Source organism: Acinetobacter sp. Res13-Abat-PEC15-P4-01, from assembly GCF_015676285.1.
In the GTDB taxonomy this organism is placed as follows: domain Bacteria; phylum Pseudomonadota; class Gammaproteobacteria; order Pseudomonadales; family Moraxellaceae; genus Acinetobacter; species Acinetobacter nematophilus.
This window is the reverse complement of record NZ_JADAIN010000031.1, coordinates 49,770-73,753: the sequence shown is the minus strand read 5'-3', so window position 1 is coordinate 73,753 and position 23,984 is coordinate 49,770. Positions and strand designations below refer to the sequence as shown.

The window sequence follows — 23,984 nt, the reverse complement described above, 5'->3', positions numbered from 1 at the left end:
ACATGGCTGAGTTTTCAATTATTGAGCGCTATTTCAACCGTCAGCAACAGTCTGATGTTGACTTGGGTGTCGGAGATGACTCAGCCCTGCTCACCCCACCTTTAAATCACCAACTGGTGATCTGTACAGATACACTTGTCGCAGGACGACATTTCCCCTTAGATACTTCTGCCCATGCCATTGGTTGGAAATCTGTCGCTGTCAATCTTTCAGACATTGCTGCCATGGGCGCAAAACCCCACAGCATTCTTCTCGCACTGAGCTTAGCCCAAATTGATCATGAATGGCTAAAAGACTTTAGTCAGGGCTTATATGATTGTTGTGATCAATTTGGGGTACGTTTAATTGGTGGTGACACCACACAAAGCCCTCATCTTACCATCACGGTAACCGCACTGGGGTGGATTGAAACAGATCAAGCCGTGACACGTGCTCAGGCACAAGTGGATGACCTGATTGTTGTCAGTGGTTCTATAGGCGATGCCGCATTCGCGCTGCAACATTTAGGGCATCCTCTTCAACAACGTCTGGACTATCCAATACCTCGTTGTGAACTTGGCGCAATGCTTAAAGGTTTAGCGTCAAGCATGATTGATGTTTCAGATGGTTTGGCTCAAGATCTTGGGCACATCTTGGATGCTTCCAAGGTAGGTGCTAAAATTAATTTAAATCAGCTCCCGATTAATCCTGCTTTAAGGGATTTAAGTGAAAATCAGCAGTGGAAATATGCTTTAGCTGGCGGGGATGACTATGAATTGTGCTTTACAATAAGTATGCAAAATTATGATAAACTTTTGCAATTACAACCCAATGTAACCACTACAATTATTGGAAAAGTTACACGATCAAATGGCATCGTATTTGAAAAAGATGGCTTAGACCATCCACTGCAGCTTCAAGGGTACCAACACTTTGCATAAACCTCCGATTGTCTTTAAAAATATGACATGGTCTGAACGCTTGATTGTGTTCTGCGGTGTTGGCTTTGGCTCTGGATTAGCACCTAAAGCGCCCGGTACATTCGGTTCTGCTTTTGCATTGTTGTTTATTCCGATTTGGCTTGCAATTGGCTTTTATGGCGCCATATTGGCCATCATGATGATGTCATTGGTCGGAATCTGGATTTGTGGAAAAACGGCAGACATTATTCATGTGCATGATGATGGTCGAATCGTTTGGGATGAGTTTGCAGGACAATCCATTACATTTCTTCCCTTAATCTATATTGGACAAATGAATTGGATATGGGTTGTGGTTGGATTTGCATTGTTCCGCTTATTTGATGTTTGGAAACCTTGGCCAATTCGCATCATTGATCAAAAAGTCGATGGCGGTTTTGGCATCATGTTTGACGACATTATTGCAGGGGTCTGGGCAGCAATATGTATCATGATTTATTTATATTTTAAAATGGCTTAAGCCAGATCGGTTAGGTGTGATATGTCTACAACTGTGATCATTCTTGCGGCAGGGAAAGGAACGCGTATGCGCTCTCGATTACCCAAGGTACTTCAACCTTTAGCAGGACGTCCATTACTCGGTCATGTAATTGAAACAGCAAAAAAATTACAAGCAAAAAATATTATTACCATTTTTGGGCATGGCGGTGATCTGGTTCAACAGGCATTTGTGCAAGAAAATGTTGAATGGGTAGAACAAACTGAACAATTGGGTACAGGGCATGCAGTAAAAGTCACCTTGCCTGTTTTACCCAAAGATGGAATTTCCTTGATTCTTTCTGGGGATGTCCCTTGTGTTCAACACAGTACCTTGCAACGTTTAGTCGATGTGTCTACGCCAACAGGTATTGGCTTAGTCACATTGACGCTTGAGGATTCAACAGGTTATGGACGTATTGTTCGTAAAGATGGAAAAATCCAGGCAATTGTTGAACATAAAGACGCTTCCGAAGAACAACGCCAGATTAAAGAGATTAACACGGGTATTTACTGTGTCAGCAATGCCAAACTGCATGAATGGCTGCCTCAACTCAGTAATGACAATGCACAAGGTGAATACTACCTGACCGACATCGTTGCAATGGCATTGGCTGACGGGATGGAAATTTCTTCTATTCAGCCTGAGTTGGCATTTGAAGTTGAGGGCGTAAATGATCGTATCCAACTTGCAGCTTTGGAACGTGAATTTCAAAACTATCAAGCCAAACAACTGATGCAGCAAGGCGTACATTTGATTGATCCATCTCGTTTTGACTTACGTGGTCAACTCACTGTAGGCACAGATGTTCGTATTGATATCAATGTCATTGTTGAAGGCAGTTGTAGTTTTGGTGATGGTGTTGAAATTGGTGCAGGCTGTGTAATAAAAAATACTCAAATCGCCGCGGGTACCAAAGTTCAAGCCTATAGCGTATTTGAAGATGCGGTGATTGGTTCGGATGTCAAGATTGGTCCATTTGCACGACTTCGCCCAGGCGCCAAACTGGCCAATGAAGTGCATATCGGAAACTTTGTTGAGGTTAAAAACACCACAGTAGGTTTAGGCTCCAAAGCAAATCATTTCACTTATTTAGGTGATGCTGAAATTGGTGCCGGCTCAAATATCGGTGCAGGGACTATCACGTGTAACTATGATGGTGTCAATAAGCACAAAACCATTATTGGTGACAATGCCTTTATCGGTACCAATAATTCACTTGTAGCCCCAATCAAAATTGGCCATGGCGCAACCACAGGTGCCGGTTCTGTGATTACCCATGATGTCGCTGACAACAGTCTTGCATTTGAACGTGCAAAACAAATTTCTAAAGAAAATTATCAACGTCCCCAAAAGGTCAAGAAATAAGAGGATATTAATATGTGCGGTATTGTTGGTGGCGTTGCTGAACGAAGCATTACAAATATTTTAATTGAAGGTCTAAAGCGCCTTGAATATCGTGGTTATGACTCAGCGGGAGTTGCACTTGTCGATCAAGGACAAATCTTGCGTGAACGTCGTGTTGGTAAAGTTGCCAATTTAGAAGGGGCAATTTCTGAATCCAATATTTTAGGTTCACTTGGTATTGCCCACACCCGTTGGGCAACTCACGGTAAACCTACAGAAAACAATGCGCATCCCCATATTTCTGGGCATGTTGCGGTTGTACATAACGGTATTATTGAAAATTATCAAGAATTGAAAGACGATCTTGAAGCGCTTGGTTATGTGTTCACTTCACAAACAGATACCGAAGTTGTTGCACACTTAATTGCTGAAGCACTCAAATCAACATCAACTCTACTCAAAGCTGTTGAGGAAGTAGTTCCACAATTAAAAGGTGCTTATGCACTGGGGATTGTTCATACTGATTTTCCTGATGAATTGATTGCTGTTCGTGAAGGTTCGCCTTTAGTGATTGGTGTGGGTATCGGTGAAAACTTTATCAGCTCAGATCAATTGGCGCTTTTACCTGTCACCAACCGTTTCATCTATCTTGAAGAAGGTGATATTGCGCGTTTAACGCGTGAAACAATTGAAGTTTTTGTGCATGATCAATTGGTGGAACGCCCAATTAAAGAGTTAGATGCTGCGGTAAGCAATGCATCGAAAGGTGAATATAAGCATTATATGCTTAAAGAGATTTATGAACAGCCCGAAGCAATTCAGCAAACCATTTCTCAAGCATTAAATGGCAATGCATTGCGTGAAGACTTTTTACAGAATGCTGAAGTCGATTTTAAAAATGTCCAGCAAATTCAAATTCTTGCTTGTGGAACCAGCTACCATGCAGGAATGATTGCAAAATATTGGTTTGAACAGCTGATCGATTTGCCTTGCCAAGTTGAGATTGCCAGCGAGTTCCGTTATCGCTCACCCGTGATTGTCGCAAACACACTCTACATCTGCATTTCTCAATCAGGTGAAACTGCAGATACTTTAGCTGCCTTGCGTGATACTCAAAAACGAGCGCAAGCGAGAGGCTTAAATATTTGTACCATGACCATTTGTAATGTTGCAACATCGTCAATGGTTCGTGAAACCAACCATCATCTTTTAACGCTTGCGGGTCCTGAAATTGGTGTTGCTTCTACCAAAGCATTTACCACTCAGCTTGCTGCTTTGATGCTGTTAACGCTGAAACTTGGTCAGGTCAAGCAAAGTATTACTGCGGAGTCTATTGAACAAATTACCTCGGCGTTATGGCATATTCCAAAAGTGATTCTTGATACTTTGCAGAATGATGCAGAAATTTTACGTTTATCCGAACTGTTCAAAGAAAAACAACACTGTTTATTCTTGGGTCGTGGCACAGAGTTTCCAATCGCACTGGAAGGTGCTTTAAAGCTAAAAGAAATTTCCTATATTCATGCCGAAGGTTATGCTGCGGGTGAATTGAAGCATGGTCCGTTGGCTTTGGTTGACAATGATATGCCTGTGGTCATTCTTGCACCGAATGATGATATGTTGGATAAACTCAAATCAAATATGGAAGAAGTTCAAGCACGTGGCGGTGAATTATTTGTATTTGCTGACGAAAACAGTGGAATTATCAATAAAGACCGTCAACATGTTGTCAATGTGCCTGCCGTCAACACGTGGCTAGCACCGATTGTTTATAGTGTCCCTGTACAGTTGTTGTCTTATCATGTTGCGGTATTACGTGGTACAGATGTAGACCAGCCGCGTAATTTGGCAAAGTCTGTCACTGTTGAATAATCAATGTGTCCGATATTGAGTATATGTATCTGATTGATAAAATCTAATATATACCCATAGTAAAAGATCCACACAATTCATGCACGAAAACAGCATGGATGTGTGGATTTTTTTATATAAGACTGTATATAAATCCATCAGGCTTTAAATTAATTTGATCAATAATGAAATACAGCAGTTAACATAAACACATTTGACAAAACAAACATATGAACATATATTCATATGTAGTTAATCCAATAATGCAGAGGTCCTTATGGGACATAATCACAATCATACCCATAACAGCCATAGTGATCATGACCATACACATGCGCCTGAAGCAAATGGTGGGAATGAAAGAAAAATTCTCATTTCATTTTTCATTATTTTTAGTTTTATGCTTGTTGAAGCTGCTGGAGGAATCATATCCGGTTCACTGGCACTTCTGGCGGATGCGGGACATATGCTGACTGATGCACTTGCATTGGGCCTAGCATATGCAGCCTTTCGCTTCGGTCGACGCACCGCAGATAAATCCCGTACTTTTGGTTATATGCGCTTTGAAGTCATTGCAGGCTTGATCAATTCTCTAACCTTGTTCGGGATTGTGGGCTGGATCGTTTATGAGGCAATTGTACGTTTTCAATCACCTCAACCTGTTCTTGCGGGACCCATGTTCGTTGTGGCCATTATTGGGATGCTGGTAAATATCTTTGTATTATGGTATCTGACACGAAACGATACAGATCATGTAAATGTTAAAGGAGCAATTTTACATGTGATGGGTGATCTACTCGGTTCAGTTGCTGCAATTATCGCTGCGATTGTCATCTGGTATTCAGGTTGGACCCCGATTGATCCTATCTTATCTGTACTTGTCTCATTACTGGTATTACGTAGTGCATGGTCGCTGTTTAAGCAAACCATTCATATTTTACTCGAAGGCGCTCCTGCAAATGCCAATACAACAGATATTACCGCTCACTTATTAAAATCCGTTCATGGCATTCAGAAAATTAGCCATATTCATGTATGGATGATTACTTCAGGGAGAGCAATGGCAACATTACATGTCCAACCTGAGGCGGGTATTGATATCAAAACACTGACCGAACAAATTGAACATGAATTAAAAACCAAGTTTGATATTGAACATCCAACCGTGGCTATTGATTGGCAGGGTGATAGCTCATGTAGTCTTGAAAAACCGGTCAAAATTGATCCTCATGCTGGGCATAGCCACTAAGATCAGTATCCGTCAATCATAAAATGCCACAAGGTTATTTCTAACAATCTTGTGGCATTTACATTTAAAGATCAGCCTTTATTTTGATCAACATGAAAAATTGAATCAAACTTAAATAAATTCAATTATTTAATTTATTAAAATAACAACATTTTATCCACATTGTTCTTCTGCAATATGTTTTGCCATATCAGACAGAACATGACTCACATGGGTATCTGCTATTTCATACAGGACTTGTTTTGCCTGACGTTCACTTTTAACTAATCGTGCAGAACGCAATAAACGTAAATGGTGGCTGACCAAAGATTGTGACAAATCCAGTGCTTCACAAATATCACCTACAGGGCTAGGTCCACGCATACAGAACAGAAGAATTCTCAGACGTGAAGGATCCCCCAAAAGCCGAAAAGTTTCAGCCAGAATAATAATTTCGTCCTGTGATATTTCTGTTGAACCTTCTTTAACACTCATATCGCTATCATTGTTCATCATTGATCGTCATCGAAGATTCTACTCTTGTGCTTCTCATCAGAACAAGACTTAATCTCTAGAAAAAATCCTTTGAGAAATGCTATTCAGTCGGCATTTATCAAGATTGGCTGAGTTGAAGTTTAAGCTGCTTACCACAAGCAATAATGGTTTTTCGATCAGCATCAATTGCGCCATGCGTAAGGGCGATGACACGCATTTGCAGAGTAATGTCATAATGAGGATAAGATGCTGAACGATGAAATAAGCGGGAATCTATGCCTAACATTTCTGCAAAATGGTGTAATTCCTCTAGCGTATCTGCCATGAGATGGCACCATTCTTTACCTTTAAACGGTACTTTTGCACGATCGACATAAACGCTCATAGTGACTTTCATTTCCCATATTTTAGATTGATTATCACATGAAAATCATCAATGATTGAACATTGCATCCAATCATAACAAGCCATCATTTTAAGATAAAACACCATGAAAATTTACCAAGCCACGACGACCCATGCAAATCAACTTTATACACTAGGCAATACCACATATCGCCAACATTTTAGTGAGCTTTGGTCAGAACAAGGATTACAAAATTTTCTCAACCAAGATTTTAGTCTTGAAAACTTATCGGAATCCCTAGCAGACCCGCAACAAATTTGGGTATTGGCTGAAAATGAGCATGCCCAACTAATCGGCTACGCTAAACTCAACCTTAACCAATACCAACCCGATTTAAAGTGTATGGGTATGGAATTACAGAAAATTTATTTACTTAAAGAGGTCATCGGAAAACATATAGCCGCAAATTTAATGCAATATATCATTGAGATCGCAAATCAGCATCATCAAGCTTATATCTTCTTAGAAGTGCTGAAAACCAATGCACGTGCAAAAAAATTCTATCAAAAATTTGCCTTTACAGAACAATTAAGCCTCGACTTTAAAACTGATTTATATGATATTGGCATGGATTTAATGCAGCTTGAATTAAACCCAAGATGACCAAAAAATATCTGATCAGTGCATGTCTTGTTGGTGAAAATGTCCGTTATGATGCCAAAAACTGTTTACAAGAAATATTTAAGCAGTTGCTCGACAATCAACAGGCTGTAGTGATCTGCCCTGAAGTTTCAGGTGGTTTAAGCACACCACGCCCTCCTGCTGAGATTGTTGGCGGTGATGGTCATGCTGTTTTACAGGGACAGGCTATAGTCCAAGATGCCAATGGCGATGACGTTTCTTTAGCATTTATCCAAGGTGCAGAAAAAGCACTTAAACTCGCACAACAATACCAAGTCACCCATATTATCTTAAAAGCCAATAGCCCCTCTTGCGGTTCAGGTATGATTTATGATGGTTCATTTTCGGGACAAAAAGTACAAGGCAAAGGTGTCACCACTGCCTTATTGGAACAACATGGATTTATTGTCATGACGGAAAATGAGTTTTTAAAACAACTCGAGAGTGAATAACCATCAAAAACTTGCTGCAGCTCTCCGTGTAAAAACGGAATTTGAGCTGCTGTTAAGGCTGGTTGTGGGTTACTTTATCCGCTTTTGATGCCCAATAGGTCGCTAAAATTGGACCTGAAATATTATGCCATAAACTGAAAATGGCACTGGGGACTGCGGTCACAGGAGAGGCGGCAAAATGAAGTGCCGCCAAGGTTACTCCCAAACCCGAGTTTTGCATCCCCACTTCAATCGCTACAGCTTTGGAGTCAGGATAAGATAAATTGAATAAACGACTTGCCCAATAGCCCAATAAAAAACCTAATCCGTTGTGTAAAATGACTACACCGAGAATCAGTAAACCTGATTGCAAAATAGACGCCTTACTGGCGGCAATAATTGCTGCAACGATGACCACAATCGCAATCACAGAGACCAACGGCATAACTTGGATATATTGTTCTGTCTTCTGTTTAAACAAACTTCTTAAAATGACGCCCAAGATGATGGGGAAAATCACCACTTTAAGAATATCAATAAACATTGAGCCTGCATCAATCGGAATCCATTGACTGGCTAAAATATAGAATATGGCGGGAGTCAAAACTGGAGCGAGAAATGTTGAAACAGAAGTACATGTCACAGATAAAGCAGTATTGCCCTTTGCCATATAGGTAATCACATTGGAAGCAGTTCCTCCTGGACAACATCCAACGAGAATGACACCTACAGCGATTTCTGGTGGTAAATTAAAAATTTTGCAGAGAAAAAATGCTACGCTCGGCATCACCACAAAATGAGCTACCACACCAATCACCACTGCTTTTGGATTGGACAATACATTTTTAAACTCATCGACCGTCATGGTCATTCCCATCCCCAGCATAATGATGCCAAGAACCCATGGAATATAAGCTTTCATCCATATAAATGCATCGGGAAAGCATAATGCGATGAAGGCAAATACAACGACCCAAAGTGCGAAAGTTTTTTGCACAAACTGACTAAAGCATAAAATTGCTGACATTGTCCCGACCCAAATAGGTTTAAAATCAAGGCTTATCTTAAAGCATGTCGTTCAAACCAGTATCACTTTTCTCAAATGCCCAGATTTATGCGTTAATTCATGATTTAGAGAAATCAAGAATCTCTTTTGAAACCATACGCTTCACGCCAGCAGCCAGCATTTCCTGCCATGCATGCTGTAATGAGCCTTGTAGATCAATTGCTTTAGTCGCATCGGAAATCACAAAAGTCTTAAACCCTAATCTAGCGGCATCCATTGCAGTCCATGCTACGCAAAAATCTGTCGCAATCCCTACAATATATACAGTGTCTATCTGACGTTCTCGCAAATACCCCGCCAAACCTGTTGTGGTCTTATGATCTGCTTCCATGAAGGCTGAATAACTGTCAATATGTGGACGAAAACCTTTACGAACAATCAACTGTGCAGTCGGAATATTTAAATCAGGATGGAATTCAGCATCCTGTGTGCCTTGTATGCAATGAGCAGGCCATAGCACTTGTGGACCATAGTCCAGCTGAACAACATCAAAAGCTTTATGTTGGGGGTGTTGTTCAACAAATGAAATATGGTTTGCAGGATGCCAGTCTTGTGTCAGTACAATATTGTCAAAATGATCTGCCAATTGATTGATTGTCGGTATGATCCTTTCTGCTTGGGCAACCTCTAGCTTTCCTCCTGAAGTAAAACCATTCTGCACATCGACAACAATTAAGGCGCTACGCTCAGTTTGCAACATTTCCCTATCCTTATACAGACAACATCTCAGCTATTTTAATGATCAATGTGACACGAGTTGATGACCTAACATACAATAAAAAAGCTCACATTTGCGAGCTTCTTATCAAAATCAAGGATTCAGGCATTCAGATTCCATCAAGTCGTTTCTAAACGTCGCGTTAACAGCACCATGATAATTGCCGAAATAACGATACAAGGTATCGCAGCACTGATCACCCCTGCTGCACCACTTCCCATTGCCAACAATTGTCCGGCAATCGCAGGTCCCATCATGGCACCGATACGCCCAACGGCAGAAGCGGCACCTACACCTTGACCGCGTAAATGGGTTGGGTAGACAAAACTACCAAAAGCATATAACACACCTTGACCTCCAATTGTAAAAGTCCCCATGATGGCTGCTGCAACAAACATGAAATTCAATGTAGTGGCCGAATTCAAACTGAATAAACCAATCAAAATTCCCACATACATCAAAATAATCACATAAGCTTTATGAAAACGATCGATCAACATGCCTAAAACGACGGTACCTAGGGCTGCACCCATCTGGAAATAGACCATCGCCATACTGCCATCTTTACGGCTAAAGCCCAGTTCAGTAAACAATGAAGGTAGCCAGCTCAACATGATGTATACCACCATCAAGGTGAAGAAATAGCTCACCCACAACAATAATGTTCTTGTGGCATAAATGCGGCTGAACAAATCGCGGTAAGACAAAGCCTTTTGATCGGCAAGATTGACCTCTTGTTGTGCTTTAAGGAATTCACGTGATTCGGGTAGAAACTTGATCATCAGAGGTACAACGATTAAAGGCAGTATCCCCCCAACATAGAAAATTGTTTTCCAACTGCTCGCCAAATCCACAGTTGCCAATTGGGCTGCCAACAAAGACACAATGATTGCTCCAATTGGCATACCACAATACATTAGACCAACAGCACGTCCACGGTTTTCCGCTGTGGTTGACTCTGAGGCCAAAGCAATTAAATTGGGCATTGCAGCTCCTAAACCTGCACCTGCCAAAAAACGTACAAGCAGTAAAGCGTAAAAACTATTCACCCAAACTGTACATAAAGTAAAAATTGCAAAAATGCTTACCGATGCAATTAAAACTTTTTTTCGTCCAATGCGGTCAGCATAACGACCTCCAATTAATGCACCTGGCAGTAATCCTAAAATTCCTGTACTAAAAAATAAACCGAGTTGCTTTGCATCTAAAGCAAAATATTCTTTGATCCCGGATGCAGCTACCCCCGCAGCCTGAATATCAATCCCTTCGATCACTGCGATTAAAAAGCAAATCAATATGGTAATTATAGAATGCTGTTTATCGAGCGTGACTAATCTATCCATCGTGGAAAATCCTTTTACGAGATATTGCCGAATAAAGAATAGACATCATCTAGAACTCTCCCTGAGGAGATAACTATCAAAAAGTGGTACAAAATCTCGTTTTCACTGCTGTGATATAGGAAAATTCCTGTTTTTTATAAATCACTATAATCAATGAGGGTAAAAAAGCTGTGATCAATTCTGAGGAATTCACTTGGAAATATTGAAAATATATTGGATTATTCTCATGTTATAAGAACCAGTAAGGATCTAACTGATCTCTATAAAAGATTATCTGTTGAGCAAAACTTGAAAAATCAACTGATTCAGAGCACTGGGGTTAATCATTCATATGTCTGTTATCATCTTAAAAAACTATTAATATCACCTCTGTATGGCTGATTAGTGAAAACGATCCACAATTTATATCTCACACAGCCAGCTGTTTAAAAAACATCCCGATTTACTTTTTTGAAAAATATCCCAATCCAAATCTTATTCAACTGAAATGTGAGTGAATTGTTGCTTTTTTTAAAGAATTTCCAAGCTTTGACTAAAGCATATTGTTCTGTCTCGCTGAATCAGTCATAATTTGGGTAAGCATTATGCAATCTTTCGAATGATTGCTTTTCGCTCAAATCAAAATACTGCAACCATCCCAACCCTTGTTTACTCAAACGCATGCGGATGGAAAAATAGGATATTTTTTTAAAATGACTCAGCAAGCACAGACCATTCAAGGCTCAATTGTCGCAATCGTCACCCCCATGTTTGAAGATGGCAGCGTAGATTGGAAGGGTCTCGAGAAGCTCGTTGAGTGGCACATAGAACAAGGCACTAATAGTATTGTTGCTGTCGGTACAACTGGTGAAGCATCTACTCTTAGCATGGCAGAACACACAGAAGTAATTAAAGAAATTATCCGTGTAGCCAATAAACGCATTCCAATTATTGCCGGTACTGGTGCAAACTCGACACACGAAGCGATCGAACTCACCAAAGAAGCGAAACAGCTCGGCGCAGATGCCGCACTTTTAGTGACCCCTTATTATAACAAGCCGACCCAAGAAGGCTTATTCCAACATTATAAAGCAGTTGCAGAAGCTGTTGATTTACCGATTATTCTTTACAATGTTCCAGGTCGTACAGGCGTTGATTTACAGAATGATACCGCCATTCGTTTAGCAGATATTCCTCAGATCGTTGGAATTAAAGATGCAACAGGCGATGTACCACGTGGTAAACAATTGATTGAGGGTTTACAAGGTAAAAACATGTTGGTGTATTCTGGTGATGACGCTACTGCAAATGAACTGATGCAGTTAGGGGCAAAAGGCAATATCTCTGTGACTGCCAATATTGCACCTAAAATCATGAGTGAACTTTGCGCGGCTGCACTCGCTGGTGATGCAAGTACTGCAAAAGTTAAAGATGACCAAGTTGCAAAATTAAACAATATTCTGTTTTGCGAATCGAACCCAATTCCAGTGAAATGGGCACTTCATGAAATGGAATTAATTGGTACAGGTATTCGCCTACCATTAACTCCTCTTGCAGAAAAATACCGTGCACCTCTGCGTGAAGAACTCAAAGCAGTAGGTCTCATTTAATAAGAGCTTAGTATTATGCAATTACGTTTAGGTTTAACTCTTGCCATTTCAGCTTTAAGTTTGGCGGGTTGTAGTTCCCTTGGAATCAGTAATGGTTCTTTAGATTATAAAAATACGACCACAGTAGAGCCACTTAAGTACCCTGAAGGTTCAACAGTTAGACCTGCAACGCCAATGTATCCAGCTCCTATTGTTGACCCGCTGGCGCTTGAGCATGCACCAAAATTTGAAAATAAAAAAGGCAATCGTTATGACGTGCCTCGTCCAGAAGTCGCTCAGATCAATTCATCTACAGATGAAAGTTCAAGCAGCAGCGAAACTGTGGGCAGACCTCAAATTTTAACTGACGGAAATGGCAATCCATTGATCAAAATTGATGGAAATTCTGCTACAATTTGGCAGTACACACTTGCAACCCTCAGTAGTCTAAATTATAAGCTGCTCGGTCAAAGCAAAAATGCCAATGAGGCAACTGTGAAAATCGATAACTCAACTTATATACTCAGACTTAGCTCAGTAGGTTCAAGCAACACACTTGCTGTGTTTAACGCAGACAATAGTTTTGCAGACAAAGAAAAAGCTGCAGGATTATTGACCCAGATTTACCAAAACTGGCCAGCCTAGTCGTTCTAGGCAATTTTTTTTTGCAAAAGGTTCCCCCATGTTAAAACAAACCTTGCTCTATACTGGTAAAGCGAAATCTGTTTATGAAACAGATAGCGCGGATCATCTAATTCTAGTTTTCCGTGATGATGCATCTGCATTCAATGGCGAAAAAATAGAGCAACTAGATCGTAAAGGTAAGGTGAACAACCGTTTTAATGCCTTTATCATGGAAAAATTGGCAGCGGCGGGTATCGAAACTCACTTTGAAAAACTTCTTTCTCCGACTGAAGTTCTGGTTAAAAAATTGCAAATGATTCCTGTAGAATGCGTTATGCGCAACTATGCAGCAGGTTCATTATGCCGTCGTCTAGGTGTTGAAGAAGGCTTAGAACTTGTTCCACCAACATTTGAACTGTTCTTCAAAGATGACGCTTTAGGCGATCCTATGGTGAATGAGTCTCAAGCGATTGCTTTAGGTTGGGCAAATGCGGAACAACTTGCTCAAATGAAAGAACTGACTCAAAAAGTCAATGTGGTACTGAAAGATTTATTTGCTCAAGGCAACATGCTTCTTGTCGATTTCAAACTTGAATTTGGCGTATTCCATGACCGTATCGTTTTAGGTGATGAGTTTTCTCCAGACGGTTGCCGTTTATGGGATAAAGACACTAAGAAAAAACTAGACAAAGACCGTTTCCGCCAAGGCTTAGGTGGTGTGGTTGAAGCTTATGAAGAAGTTGCAGCACGTATTGGTGTGGATCTTTCAGATCTTTAACAGCAATGATGTAGCAATAAAAGAGCTGAGTTATTGAACTCAGCTTTTTTATTGCATTTGAAATGGGTTTAAGCTTCTATTTTTTGCAACAGATAGTCATATAAATTTTCACCTGATTTTTCCTTAAAACGATTTTTAAAAAGCGGAACCAAAAACTCAGGATTAATCTGGGCGAAACTGATCTCCTCAAAATCCTCATCAAACGAATCAGCATACTGAATAATCATAATGATTTCTTCACCCTGCTGATTTTTTAATTTTCCTGCAGATCTTAAGTCCTGTAATGCTTGGATGATGGTGTCTTGATAATGTTCTCTCAAAGCAATATATTGCTCATCCGTACATTGTTTACCCAAGCGCTCATAAAGTGCCATGATCGCATCATGGGTACGATTATTGGCTGTATTTGAATAACGCCATTCTGAAATCCACCATGCTTCATACACATCTTCAAAATCTTTAAGATTTTCTATTGTGCATCCCACATAAAAAAAACCACATAAATCTTCAACCATTCCCAAACCTATGGCGCATAGATGCTGACCTTGTGTTTGTTGTTGAATCTCAGCTATGGCATCTTGAATATCTTGATAAATAACTGAATATAAATAATCTTCTCTCATGGTCGTGTTTTTATTGGCTAAAGTATAAGTTCAGAGTTTACTCTCAAAGCACAAATTTTGCATATCAGTATTCGACTGAGGTTCAACATCTGTTTAAAACACGAAGTTCAGGAATTAAAGCTTGACCTTACAATTATGGTAAGGTTTATATTGTTTTTGAATCTTCTTTGAACAGGTGAAATATGGAATTTTATATTGAAAATATGACCTGTGGTGGTTGCGCACGTGGCGTCACCAAAGCGGTCCAATCTGTAGATGCAAATGCAAAAGTGATTGCTGATCCACCAAATCGCAGTGTTAAAGTTGAAACATCAGCAACTCAGCAACAAGTTGCAGATGCCTTAACTGAGGCAGGATTTCCGCCACGTTAAAGGGTTCAAAATTCTTATGATGAAGGCTGTCATTTTGACAGCTTTTTTTTATCGATACTGTGCCACGCTAAAACAGGCCCCGATCATCAATCTCAACTACGGATAAAATTTGCTTTAATTACTCATAGAAAGCTTTAAATAACAAGACACTTTGCAGATTTTATTCTATTGATATTTTTAAAAGTTGTTTTCTAAATCTTTCCAAGCTCACTATGATCACTACAAATAGTTACAAAAAGAGCTTCAAAATAGAGTTATGCGTATATTATCAAAACAATATTCATTCAGTCTCACAGCAAGCTTGATCTTTGCTTTACTGTACTCACAAGCTCGTGCTGAAGAGCAACAGAATACATCTCCCGAAGTCAAAACATTAGATACGATTGTGGTGACGGGGACACGCTCATTAAAGCGTTCTAAGACCGATTCGTTACAACCCATCGATGTGATCAGTGCACAGGAACTCACGGAGCGTACAGGTTCCAGTGAGCTAGGTACAGCCCTAAGTAAAATTATTCCTTCTATTAATTTTCCCCGTCCGACGGTGGTGGATGGAACGGAACTGGTTCGTCCTGTACAACTGAAAGGGCTATCTCCTGATCAAGTCTTGGTCTTGGTAAACGGTAAACGTCGCCATAGCGGTGCTTTTATTAATCTGGGTGGAACAATTGGTCGTGGTTCAGCGCCGACTGATTTAAATGCGATTCCTGTTTCTGCAATTAGCCGTATCGAAGTACTCAGAGAAGGGGCTTCTGCACGTTATGGTTCAGATGCAATTGCTGGTGTCGTCAATATCATCTTAAAGTCTGATCCAAAAACAGGTGAAGCGGGAATACGCTACGGCATTTATGATAAAGGTGATGGTGAGCAAAAGCAGTCCTATGTTTCAGGGGGATCTCGACTTGGCGATTATGGTTATGCCATTTTTTCCGGTGAATGGCAGGACAATGAAGCCACCAATCGTGCCGGCTTAGACTTACGTGATCCAAATGCCACCACCTATGGGCAGAGGACATTTCGATTTGGTGACCCAAAATCAGACGAAGTAAAAGCTGCTTTCAATGCGGGCTTTGACCTTAGTGATGAAATCGAATTATATGGTTTCTCCACCTATAGCCACCGAAATGCCGAAACTGCTGGATTTTATCGTTTAAGCAACGCCTCAAACAATGTTCCGGCATTATTTCCGAATGGCTACTTACCTCTGATCCGAGGTCAATTAGACGACTTTAGTGCTGTTGCAGGTCTACGAGGAGAAGTTGCGGATTGGCGTTATGATATTTCTGCAAATTATGGTTTGAACCAATATGATGTAAATACCCGAACCATCAATGTTGATCTGTACAAAGACACAGGGGCAACACCCAATTCATTTCATAATGGCAAGCTGAAAAATAGCCAGTCTGTTTTTAATCTTGATCTTTCCAAAGAGTATGATATATCTGCGTTTGCAAGCCCTTTGAATATTGCATTTGGTGCCCAGTATTTAAACCAGCAATATCAAATTAAAGCAGGAGATCCGGGCGCTTATTATAAAAGTGGCTCGTCAGGTTTATCGGGTTTCCGTCAAGCTGATGCAGGCAAATGGACCCGTGACAGCTATGCTGGATATCTAGATTTAGAAACTGATATTACCCAAAAGTTTTCTGCTTCTACCGCATATCGTTATGAGAAATATGATGATTTTGGTGATACCAACAATGCTTCACTGTCCTTACGTTATAAGCTTTTACCACAAGTTGCTGTACGAGGATCAGTTTCGACAGGTTTTCGAGCACCCAGTCTGGCACAACAGTATTTTACTCAAACCTCATCTCAACTGGTGAATGGGCAGTTTGTTGAAGCGGGCACATTCCCGAGTTCATCTCAAGTTGCACAATTGCTCGGAGCCGAGGATTTAAAAGCTGAAAAATCCAAAAACTATAGTCTTGGTTTTGTCTTTACCCCAACTCCAAATCTGTATGTAACTTTAGATGCCTATCAAATCGATATTGATGATCGTATTAGTCTGTCTTCCAATATCAATGCCAGCAGCCCTGCTGTACGTGATTATCTGATCTCAAAAGGCATCACCGATACCAACTTTAGCAGCGTACGTTTTTTCAATAATGCCAGTGATACACGTACACGTGGCGTGGATTTGGTTGCAAACTACCAATGGCAGAACCTACCTTATGGAGAGTTAACCACATCTTTGGCTTATAACTTCAATCGTAATGAAGTCACCAATGTAGATAAAAATCCTGAAATTTTAAATACCTTGGGTGTCAATCTGACACGCTTAGACCGTCGTGAACAATATGGATTACTGGCAGGCAGTACACCTGAACATAAATTCAGTTTGGCCAATGATTATAAAATTGGAAATTTCGGCATTAACACCAATCTCACGCGATACGGAAGCTTTAAAACATTTAGTAATGCTGGTTCAGCCAGTGATCAGAAATTCTCTGCAAAATGGCTTTTGGACTTAGCCCTAAGCTATCAATTGAACGCTTGGAAATTTACCCTTGGCGGTGACAACATTACCAATGTTTATCCAGATAAAGATGTTTATGACATCAACAAACCTACTGGTGGAAGCCTACAGTATAGCCAGTTCTCACCTTTTGGTTTTAATGGCGCATTCTATTACGGCAAAATTAATTATAAGTGGTAAGGGTTTGAGCCTTTTAAAAAGCATTGAACCGAGTTAAGAGACTCGGTTTTTTATGCTTATTGTGCTTGGTAATCACTATTAAAGTCTGGGCAGGGTATGGGTGGATATCACTGGGTTTAGCTTGGTGATGAACTTTTTATCTGAAACTTATATACTCAAAACAAGACATATTCGAATTTAATCCAAGATGATAAAAACAATTTATACATGTATTCTATTCTTAATCCTTTCGAGCCATGGGCTCGCACAACAATTAAGCTGTAAACAAGACTATTCTAAAATCATTGCACCTGACCTAGAGCGTTTAGGACAAGATTTAAAAAATAATGATTATTCTTTTATGCAACAGAAAACTCATCCTTCTCTCATCAATTATGTCGGTGGTATAGAAAATTACCAAAAACTTCTCCAACACACACAGAGTATCCTCGCGACATCAAACTTAGAGATTCAACAAGTTGAATCCGCTCCCCCTCTTTATAGCTATATTGTTGATCAAGAAGAAATCTGTTTTGTTCCGAAAACCATCACCATGAAAGTGGCAGGCAAAACAGTCAAAGGAGCGCCTTCTTTTATGGTTGCGATTCGCCCACAACATTCACATCATTGGACTTATCTAGACGGTTCAGGTTTACAGAAAAATCCCAAAATGCTTTTTATTCTTTTTCCCCATTTTCCTAAAAATGTCAAAGTCCCTTTTTAAACCAATACAGTTCGATGAGTTATTTCACCACCACCTTTATCGGTGAGGAAAAGATGTGATAGTCGTATTGTTGATCAATCTGATATTTATAACCTGCTAAAACATAGGCTGTTCCCTGCTCAACAAAACTCAACTGCCCATTTTTTAGCTCATGCTTTGGAGAACCCGCTAAAACAACAAAATTGTTGACTTGCAATTTGGCTTTTTCTCCGTCTTGTTGAGTCATTTGCGCATCAATTAAAACAGCTTGTCCCACTTTGGCTTTGATATTTTTCGGTGTTTGTATATCCACCACATATTTTGAATAAAGCTGTGCTGAATTGGTGGTGATCCCATAAGTTCCTGCAACATACAGCTTCTTAAATGTATCATCACTCAAAGCCCAAGGCCAGAAACTGATACCACGATGCTTAGTGGCTTCTAAAATATTGATCAAATCACTACGGTAGGCAGGGTTATAACTTGAATTATACTTTTGCACATCGTTATTGATCTGTTGGATATTGACCAAAATATTACGGCTGTTTGGCATATTCCCCACCAATAAACCTCGGGGAATCTCAGTCATTTGGGTTTGTGCACGTACAATTTGATCTGTATTGAACGATGTGGTGACCACTTGGCTTTCCACTTGGTACTTTTTAATCTCATCCTGCATTTTTGCGACCAATGCGGGATTGGCACTTTTCATTTCAATCATCAGTACAACATTTGGATGCTGTTTTAAGATGCTAAAATACTCTGCAAGAGTAGGTATTTTATAAGCTTTGTACTTGGATCTTAATTGTTGAACCTGTGCAAGATTCATCTCTTCAATTTTTCCAGTTGAACGCGTAGTACGATCAACCGTTGCATCATGCATAACCACAAGATGCTGATCTTTAGTCAAATAAATATCATTTTCGACGATATCTGCACCCAAAGCCACAGCATGTTTGACACTTTCTAAAGTATTTTCATCCTCTAAGCTGGGTACACCCCGATGCCCAATAATAAAAGGTTTACGTAATAAAGTATTTTTCGGAAATTGCTTCAATATACTGGAAAAAACCGTACTTTGCGTTGTGATCACCCCATTTACACCTGTGGTCAACACCCGCGCAGCATCCTGAGCCTCAACAGCAGATGTATCCACCCAAACTGTCATCAAATGGCGTTGGATAAAACTGATCGATGCTTTCTCCGTCAGGCTTTGTGGAACAACTACAATTCGTGCATAAGCTTGATTGCTGCGACGGATAATTTCAGCAAGATCTTGATGGCGGTCTTTAAGATTTTCACGACTTAAATCCAATGCTGTTCGTACCATCGGTATAATTTGATGTGCAGATTTAAGCAGCTCATCACTTCTTGATAACACGGTAATATCACTAATATCCTGAGATTTAGACAGTAATTTTAATGCTTCTATACTTTTGGGGTCTTTAATCTCTAAAACCGGAATGGTGTTACGCTGTGGAGTGGAGAGATAGTGTTTTAAGGTTTCGATCACCTGACCAGTTTGATCAAGTAAATTTAAATTTGCATCTAATTGATAATACTGCTGATTACTTGAATTTAATGCGCCATTTGGATGTTTTACTTTTTGAATAATGGTTGAGGCTAAAGCTACATTGGTTTGAACTTCTTGTACCTGCATAACTTTATTATGGCTAAGATCAGGTAAGGCACTGAGCTGTTCAGAGACTTGGATATTCTTAATTTTTAAAATGGCACCTGAGGCAGAAAAGCCAATTCCACCTTTTGTAGACAATTGATTCAGCTCAACATCTTGCATTAACTGATCATTCAAATAATGTTGTACCCGTTGACCAGAGACCACGACACTGGCTTTGTACCATTGATTCGCTTTGATATTTTCAGAGAAGGCTTTGATCTCACTCACTTCCCATTGCGCATTCGTTTTATGGCGTCCAAATTCAGTGCCGTTCTTCGCTGTTGCATCTGCTCTGAGAGTAAATTGATAGTAACTGCTTGGAATTACGCCCTGCGTTTCTGTGACATCATAAATCACACTTCCCCAACGGGAAGCATTGACTGGTTGATCTAAAGTAAATTCGAGATCAATCCTATAGTTTTTATGCTTTTCAAGAGATTGTGGCAATAAAATCGAGGTTGGGCTCATTGCATTAGCCCGTCCATCAATATTCAGTACACCATGCTCAATATAAATATGACCCGGATTATTCCCGGGAATGCGCCACCCTTGAGGAATATTGTTCTGCCGAACAAAATTTTGCTGATAAAGCTTTTTAAATTGTGGTATTGCCGTTTTAGACGGAGTCTGCGTCGAAATTTTTGTTGCCAGTTCAGCATAACCGGTCACAGGTAAAGCAATTAAAACAGCACAAGATAAAACAGTAAGCTTCATAAAATTTCTGGAGCATTCAAAACGTTTTTCAATAATATCCGTTGTAAATGACATCAGCCTAATTCAAATTTTACCGATATTTTAAACCTTTATCTGTCATAGATCAGCTCATTTAAAGCCAGCATGAAAATTATTGCTGCTGCTCCTGCTGCCAACGACGTTGCTGTAAGCGCTCCCCTTCAACCTCCCGCTTATTTCGTGCAGACTCATATAGTTTTGTCCCTTTTAATTCAGGTGGCAAATAGTCCTGTAGTACAAAATGTTCTGGATAATTGTGCGGATAGAGATAATCTGCACCATAACCCTGTTGTTTCATCAATTTGGTTGGTGCATTACGTAAATGTAAAGGTACGGCTAAATTAGAGGTTTTTTCAGCCAACTCTAGTGCCTTATTGATGGCCAAGTAAGTACTGTTACTTTTTGCGCTGGTCGCCAAATAAACAGCACATTGCCCTAAAATAATTCTACATTCGGGCATCCCAATGGCTTGAACCGAGCGGAAACACTCTCCTGCCAACAACAGTGCATTGGGATTTGAATTGCCAATGTCTTCTGAAGCAGCAATCAGCATACGTCGTGCAATAAAAACTGGATCTTCTCCACCTTTTAGCATTCGTGCCATCCAGTATAACGCTGCATCTGGGTCACTCCCACGAATCGACTTGATAAATGCAGACACAAGATCATAATGCTGTTCACCGGACTTGTCATAGCGTGCGATATTCTGTTGGGCAACTTTAACCACGATCGCATTGGTCACCCTATTTTCAACATCAGCTTCAAAAGTGCTGGCGATCAGATCAATTAAATTCAATGCCTTACGTGCATCCCCTGCGGCGAATTGAATCAAGGCATCAAATTCCTCAATCTGAATGTGGCGCTCTTGTAAAAATTTGTCTTGTTGAATGGCACGAAGAATCAGTTCTTGAATTGCTTCATTGCCGAGTGCATTCAGCGTATAGACCTGACAACGTGAAAGTAAGGCGCTGTTGACTTCAAATGAAGGATTCTCTGTTGTCGCCCCGATTAAGGTAATTTTACCTTTTTCAACAGCATTTAATAATGCGTCTTGTTGCGACTTGTTGAAACGATGGATTTCATCAATAAATACCACTGGGGTTAATAGATCACCACTTTCAGCAATCACTTCACGCAGTTCTTTAACCCCGGTATTTAACGCTGAGAGGCTGACAAATGGACGATCCACAGCTTGTGCCAATAACAATGCAATTGTGGTTTTTCCAACGCCCGGTGGTCCCCAGAAAATAATCGAAGGCAAATGCCCTTGATCAATCATTTGACGTAATGGTGCGTCAGCGCCAAGCAAATGATCTTGTCCAATAATTTCAGACAAATCACGTGGACGTAAACGTTCTGGAAGTGGAATTTGAGTGTCTGACATACTGCTTTTTTAATTGATGAATGCTGAGCTTAGTCTACTATGGAAAGCATTCAATAATGTACTTTCAATTTTAAAATAATCGATTCTGTAAAATATCCAAGAGTGAAGCCTGAAGACTTCCCCATGACTGAGGTCAGGATACAGCAGGAGCTTGGTATTTGCGCCTTTACTGGCTAAGTCTAAAACCAGTTGTCGATTATTTTGAATCATATCTTGATCGATATTCGGGCTCATTTTCACTGTAGTAGATGAAGTAAAATCACCTTCCATCACCAACAGTTTTTGATTTTCAAGTGTTTCGGGCTTTGCGCGTTCAACGACTTTCAGTAATCGGGAATCTGCCCAAGTTAAAGATGGACTTGCTGCAAAATAATGCGAAAATTTCTGCTCATACTGCTGGTGATTCAATAAGGTATCCAATACAAATAATCCACCATGGGAATGTCCCCACAATGCCGTGCGCCGAGTGTCCAGTTTGACCTGTGAATGAACCCAAGGCATGACTTTTTCAAAGATCATTTGTCTAAACTGCGAACTTCCAACTGACATATGTTCAGGATTTCGGGGATCAACGAATATTTTTCCTGACTCATCTGCTGGCGTATAATCCACGGAACGTGAAGCAGATTCAAATGGCAACTGCGTTTGATAACCGATCGTCACCAAAACAGGGCTGTCTTGTTCAGATCATTGTTTTAATAATACGTCATCTAAACGCGCCATTACTGGGTTGCCATCCAACATAAAAATGGCAGGTCGTGGTTGATTTTTATTGATCTGTCTGGGTATCCCTAAGTAACCTTTATAATACCGTCGCTGATCGGCTGACTGAAATGTGTAAACTTGAAACTGATAATAACGGGAACCAAGATCTGCAATATGAGGTCCTAAAGGCTTTAGATCAGGCTTTGCATACGTCACTGAACAAAAAGCAAAGGTCAAAATGATGGCAGACAGGCATAAAGTCATTTTTTGAATAGGGTCAATCAACCAGACATTTTAGATTCAATCAAATCATGAAAGCCTATTTATCATATTAATATTTGATAATGATTATCAATTCATAATTGACGTGATTTTCTAACGGACCCAACGTACAACATATTCATCAATTTCTTCCTCATCGACTTCTGTCTCTGAGATACAGCGCCCTGCTGCTGATTTTCTGGCTTTAATCACATTCTGTCTGGAACCTGTAATTAAATAATGCCAAGACGGAAGATTTTTACCTTCATTGACACGTCGATAGGCACAGCTTGAAGGCAACCAATGAATTTGCGCTAATTTTTCAGGGCTGAGTTGAATACAATCTGGAACATAGTGCAAACGATTGGCATAGTCTGAACATTGTGCTGTTTGACAGTCCAATAGTTTACAGGACACCTTGGTATAAGCGATTTCATGTGTTTCATCATCTTCAAGTTTAACCAAGCAGCACAAACCACAACCATCACATAAAGCTTCCCATTCAGCCTGATTGAGTTCAGACAAATGATGTTTTTTCCAAAATTGAGGGCGTATTTCGAAGCTCATTGTATACAGTGAAGTCATATGAAAGATTAATATTATATCAGCATAAGAACATGAACTAGAGAATAAAAAAACATCACAAATCAGTTACATGATGCTTTATTTATCACACTTTTCAAACATAACTTCACAAGACCGCGCCGTTTTTCTCCCTATACTGAAACTGCATAAAAACAATATGGAGGTGAGTATCATGTTCCGTTGGGCAATAATTTTCGCTGTGATCGCGTTAGTTGCAAGTTTATTTGGTTTTGGCGGTGTCGCAGGAATGTCTAAAGACTTTGCGGTAATTCTTCTTGTTGTTGCCGTTATTCTTGCAATTGTCGGATTTATTTCCAGAGGGAAAGTTTAAACTTTTCTTAGTACTCTTATTACAGTCTCTGTTTATGATAAAGAAGGTCTTAGGTCCTTC

At 40.0% G+C, this 23,984-nt stretch carries 25 protein-coding genes; 14 read left to right on the top strand and 11 right to left on the bottom strand.

Annotated features, from left to right (window positions below; all coding sequences use genetic code 11):
• Window positions 1-2: 2 nt before the first annotated feature.
• From thiL to IMO47_RS11685, 5 genes are all read left to right on the top strand, one after another.
• On the top strand, window positions 3-920 hold the full coding sequence (thiL, locus tag IMO47_RS11705) for a thiamine-phosphate kinase (protein ID WP_196075149.1): 918 nt from the start codon (window positions 3-5) through the stop codon (window positions 918-920).
• 22 nt (window positions 921-942) lie between these two features.
• Window positions 943-1,419, top strand: a complete 477-nt coding sequence (locus IMO47_RS11700; RefSeq protein ID WP_196075167.1) for a phosphatidylglycerophosphatase A — start codon at window positions 943-945, stop codon at window positions 1,417-1,419.
• 21 nt (window positions 1,420-1,440) lie between these two features.
• A complete protein-coding gene (gene glmU / locus IMO47_RS11695; protein ID WP_196075148.1) occupies window positions 1,441-2,805 on the top strand; it encodes a bifunctional UDP-N-acetylglucosamine diphosphorylase/glucosamine-1-phosphate N-acetyltransferase GlmU in 1,365 nt (454 codons plus the stop codon).
• A 12-nt stretch (window positions 2,806-2,817) separates the two neighbouring features.
• The gene (gene glmS, locus IMO47_RS11690; RefSeq protein WP_196075147.1) at window positions 2,818-4,656 is read left to right on the top strand and encodes a glutamine--fructose-6-phosphate transaminase (isomerizing); all 1,839 of its coding nucleotides are present in this window, start codon (window positions 2,818-2,820) and stop codon (window positions 4,654-4,656) included.
• 256 nt (window positions 4,657-4,912) lie between these two features.
• Entirely contained in the window at window positions 4,913-5,884 is a 972-nt protein-coding gene (locus IMO47_RS11685; protein ID WP_196075146.1) for a cation diffusion facilitator family transporter, read from the top strand.
• Window positions 5,885-6,037: 153 nt separating this feature from the next.
• On the opposite strand, the gene IMO47_RS11680 is transcribed toward IMO47_RS11685, so the two are convergent.
• The gene (locus tag IMO47_RS11680; protein ID WP_196075145.1) at window positions 6,038-6,358 is read right to left on the bottom strand and encodes a metalloregulator ArsR/SmtB family transcription factor; all 321 of its coding nucleotides are present in this window, start codon (window positions 6,356-6,358) and stop codon (window positions 6,038-6,040) included.
• Window positions 6,359-6,476: 118 nt separating this feature from the next.
• Window positions 6,477-6,743, bottom strand: a complete 267-nt coding sequence (locus tag IMO47_RS11675) for a DUF4031 domain-containing protein (protein ID WP_196075144.1) — start codon at window positions 6,741-6,743, stop codon at window positions 6,477-6,479.
• 105 nt (window positions 6,744-6,848) lie between these two features.
• Between IMO47_RS11675 and IMO47_RS11670 the strand changes: the two genes are divergently transcribed.
• Both IMO47_RS11670 and IMO47_RS11665 read left to right on the top strand, forming a co-directional pair.
• The gene (locus IMO47_RS11670) at window positions 6,849-7,367 is read left to right on the top strand and encodes a GNAT family N-acetyltransferase (RefSeq protein WP_196075143.1); all 519 of its coding nucleotides are present in this window, start codon (window positions 6,849-6,851) and stop codon (window positions 7,365-7,367) included.
• Window positions 7,364-7,837: a DUF523 domain-containing protein gene (locus IMO47_RS11665; protein WP_196075142.1), complete on the top strand. Its 474-nt coding sequence runs from the start codon at window positions 7,364-7,366 to the stop codon at window positions 7,835-7,837. Before IMO47_RS11670 ends, IMO47_RS11665 begins: the two co-directional genes overlap by 4 nt.
• 52 nt (window positions 7,838-7,889) lie before the next feature.
• Here IMO47_RS11665 and IMO47_RS11660 read toward each other — a convergent pair whose 3' ends face one another.
• The 3 genes from IMO47_RS11660 to mhpT form a co-directional block, all read right to left on the bottom strand.
• Window positions 7,890-8,843 carry a bile acid:sodium symporter family protein gene (locus IMO47_RS11660; protein WP_196075141.1) on the bottom strand — a complete coding sequence of 318 codons (954 nt, stop codon included), beginning with the start codon at window positions 8,841-8,843 and terminating at the stop codon, window positions 7,890-7,892.
• Between the two features lie 97 nt (window positions 8,844-8,940).
• Window positions 8,941-9,582, bottom strand: coding sequence for a bifunctional nicotinamidase/pyrazinamidase (pncA, locus tag IMO47_RS11655; protein ID WP_196075140.1), 642 nt, complete (start codon window positions 9,580-9,582; stop codon window positions 8,941-8,943).
• A 137-nt stretch (window positions 9,583-9,719) separates the two neighbouring features.
• Complete coding sequence (gene mhpT / locus IMO47_RS11650) at window positions 9,720-10,943, bottom strand: 3-(3-hydroxy-phenyl)propionate transporter MhpT (protein ID WP_196075139.1); 1,224 nt, start codon at window positions 10,941-10,943, stop codon at window positions 9,720-9,722.
• A 692-nt stretch (window positions 10,944-11,635) separates the two neighbouring features.
• Here mhpT and dapA point away from each other — a divergent pair.
• Genes dapA through purC form a run of 3 tightly spaced genes read left to right on the top strand, consistent with a single transcriptional unit; the run spans window position 11,636 to window position 13,913 of the window.
• The gene (gene dapA / locus IMO47_RS11645) at window positions 11,636-12,532 is read left to right on the top strand and encodes a 4-hydroxy-tetrahydrodipicolinate synthase (protein WP_196075138.1); all 897 of its coding nucleotides are present in this window, start codon (window positions 11,636-11,638) and stop codon (window positions 12,530-12,532) included.
• A 15-nt stretch (window positions 12,533-12,547) separates the two neighbouring features.
• A complete protein-coding gene (locus IMO47_RS11640; RefSeq protein WP_196075137.1) occupies window positions 12,548-13,156 on the top strand; it encodes a lipoprotein-34 precursor (NlpB) in 609 nt (202 codons plus the stop codon).
• Between the two features lie 37 nt (window positions 13,157-13,193).
• A complete protein-coding gene (gene purC / locus IMO47_RS11635; protein ID WP_004825848.1) occupies window positions 13,194-13,913 on the top strand; it encodes a phosphoribosylaminoimidazolesuccinocarboxamide synthase in 720 nt (239 codons plus the stop codon).
• 68 nt (window positions 13,914-13,981) lie between these two features.
• Here the strand turns inward: purC and IMO47_RS11630 are convergent, their stop codons facing one another.
• The gene (locus IMO47_RS11630; protein WP_196075136.1) at window positions 13,982-14,536 is read right to left on the bottom strand and encodes a DUF4303 domain-containing protein; all 555 of its coding nucleotides are present in this window, start codon (window positions 14,534-14,536) and stop codon (window positions 13,982-13,984) included.
• A 182-nt stretch (window positions 14,537-14,718) separates the two neighbouring features.
• Here IMO47_RS11630 and IMO47_RS11625 point away from each other — a divergent pair, with 182 nt between their 5' ends.
• From IMO47_RS11625 to IMO47_RS11615, 3 genes are all read left to right on the top strand, one after another.
• Window positions 14,719-14,907, top strand: coding sequence for a heavy-metal-associated domain-containing protein (locus IMO47_RS11625; RefSeq protein ID WP_196075135.1), 189 nt, complete (start codon window positions 14,719-14,721; stop codon window positions 14,905-14,907).
• A gap of 256 nt (window positions 14,908-15,163) precedes the next feature.
• Complete coding sequence (locus IMO47_RS11620) at window positions 15,164-17,566, top strand: TonB-dependent receptor (RefSeq protein ID WP_196075134.1); 2,403 nt, start codon at window positions 15,164-15,166, stop codon at window positions 17,564-17,566.
• Window positions 17,567-17,753: 187 nt separating this feature from the next.
• Window positions 17,754-18,269, top strand: coding sequence for a hypothetical protein (locus IMO47_RS11615; protein ID WP_196075133.1), 516 nt, complete (start codon window positions 17,754-17,756; stop codon window positions 18,267-18,269).
• 19 nt (window positions 18,270-18,288) lie between these two features.
• Here IMO47_RS11615 and IMO47_RS11610 read toward each other — a convergent pair whose 3' ends face one another.
• From IMO47_RS11610 to IMO47_RS11595, 5 genes are all read right to left on the bottom strand, one after another.
• Window positions 18,289-20,640, bottom strand: coding sequence for a glycerophosphodiester phosphodiesterase family protein (locus IMO47_RS11610; protein WP_196075132.1), 2,352 nt, complete (start codon window positions 20,638-20,640; stop codon window positions 18,289-18,291).
• Between the two features lie 130 nt (window positions 20,641-20,770).
• Window positions 20,771-22,042, bottom strand: coding sequence for a replication-associated recombination protein A (locus IMO47_RS11605; RefSeq protein WP_196075131.1), 1,272 nt, complete (start codon window positions 22,040-22,042; stop codon window positions 20,771-20,773).
• A 9-nt stretch (window positions 22,043-22,051) separates the two neighbouring features.
• Complete coding sequence (locus tag IMO47_RS11600) at window positions 22,052-22,705, bottom strand: alpha/beta hydrolase-fold protein (RefSeq protein ID WP_242052654.1); 654 nt, start codon at window positions 22,703-22,705, stop codon at window positions 22,052-22,054.
• 24 nt (window positions 22,706-22,729) lie between these two features.
• Entirely contained in the window at window positions 22,730-22,963 is a 234-nt protein-coding gene (locus IMO47_RS19650; RefSeq protein WP_227552158.1) for a hypothetical protein, read from the bottom strand.
• Between the two features lie 159 nt (window positions 22,964-23,122).
• Window positions 23,123-23,575: a YcgN family cysteine cluster protein gene (locus tag IMO47_RS11595; RefSeq protein WP_196075130.1), complete on the bottom strand. Its 453-nt coding sequence runs from the start codon at window positions 23,573-23,575 to the stop codon at window positions 23,123-23,125.
• A gap of 190 nt (window positions 23,576-23,765) precedes the next feature.
• Here IMO47_RS11595 and IMO47_RS19930 point away from each other — a divergent pair, with 190 nt between their 5' ends.
• Window positions 23,766-23,924 carry a DUF1328 domain-containing protein gene (locus IMO47_RS19930; protein WP_004825834.1) on the top strand — a complete coding sequence of 53 codons (159 nt, stop codon included), beginning with the start codon at window positions 23,766-23,768 and terminating at the stop codon, window positions 23,922-23,924.
• The last annotated feature ends 60 nt before the right edge of the window (window positions 23,925-23,984 follow it).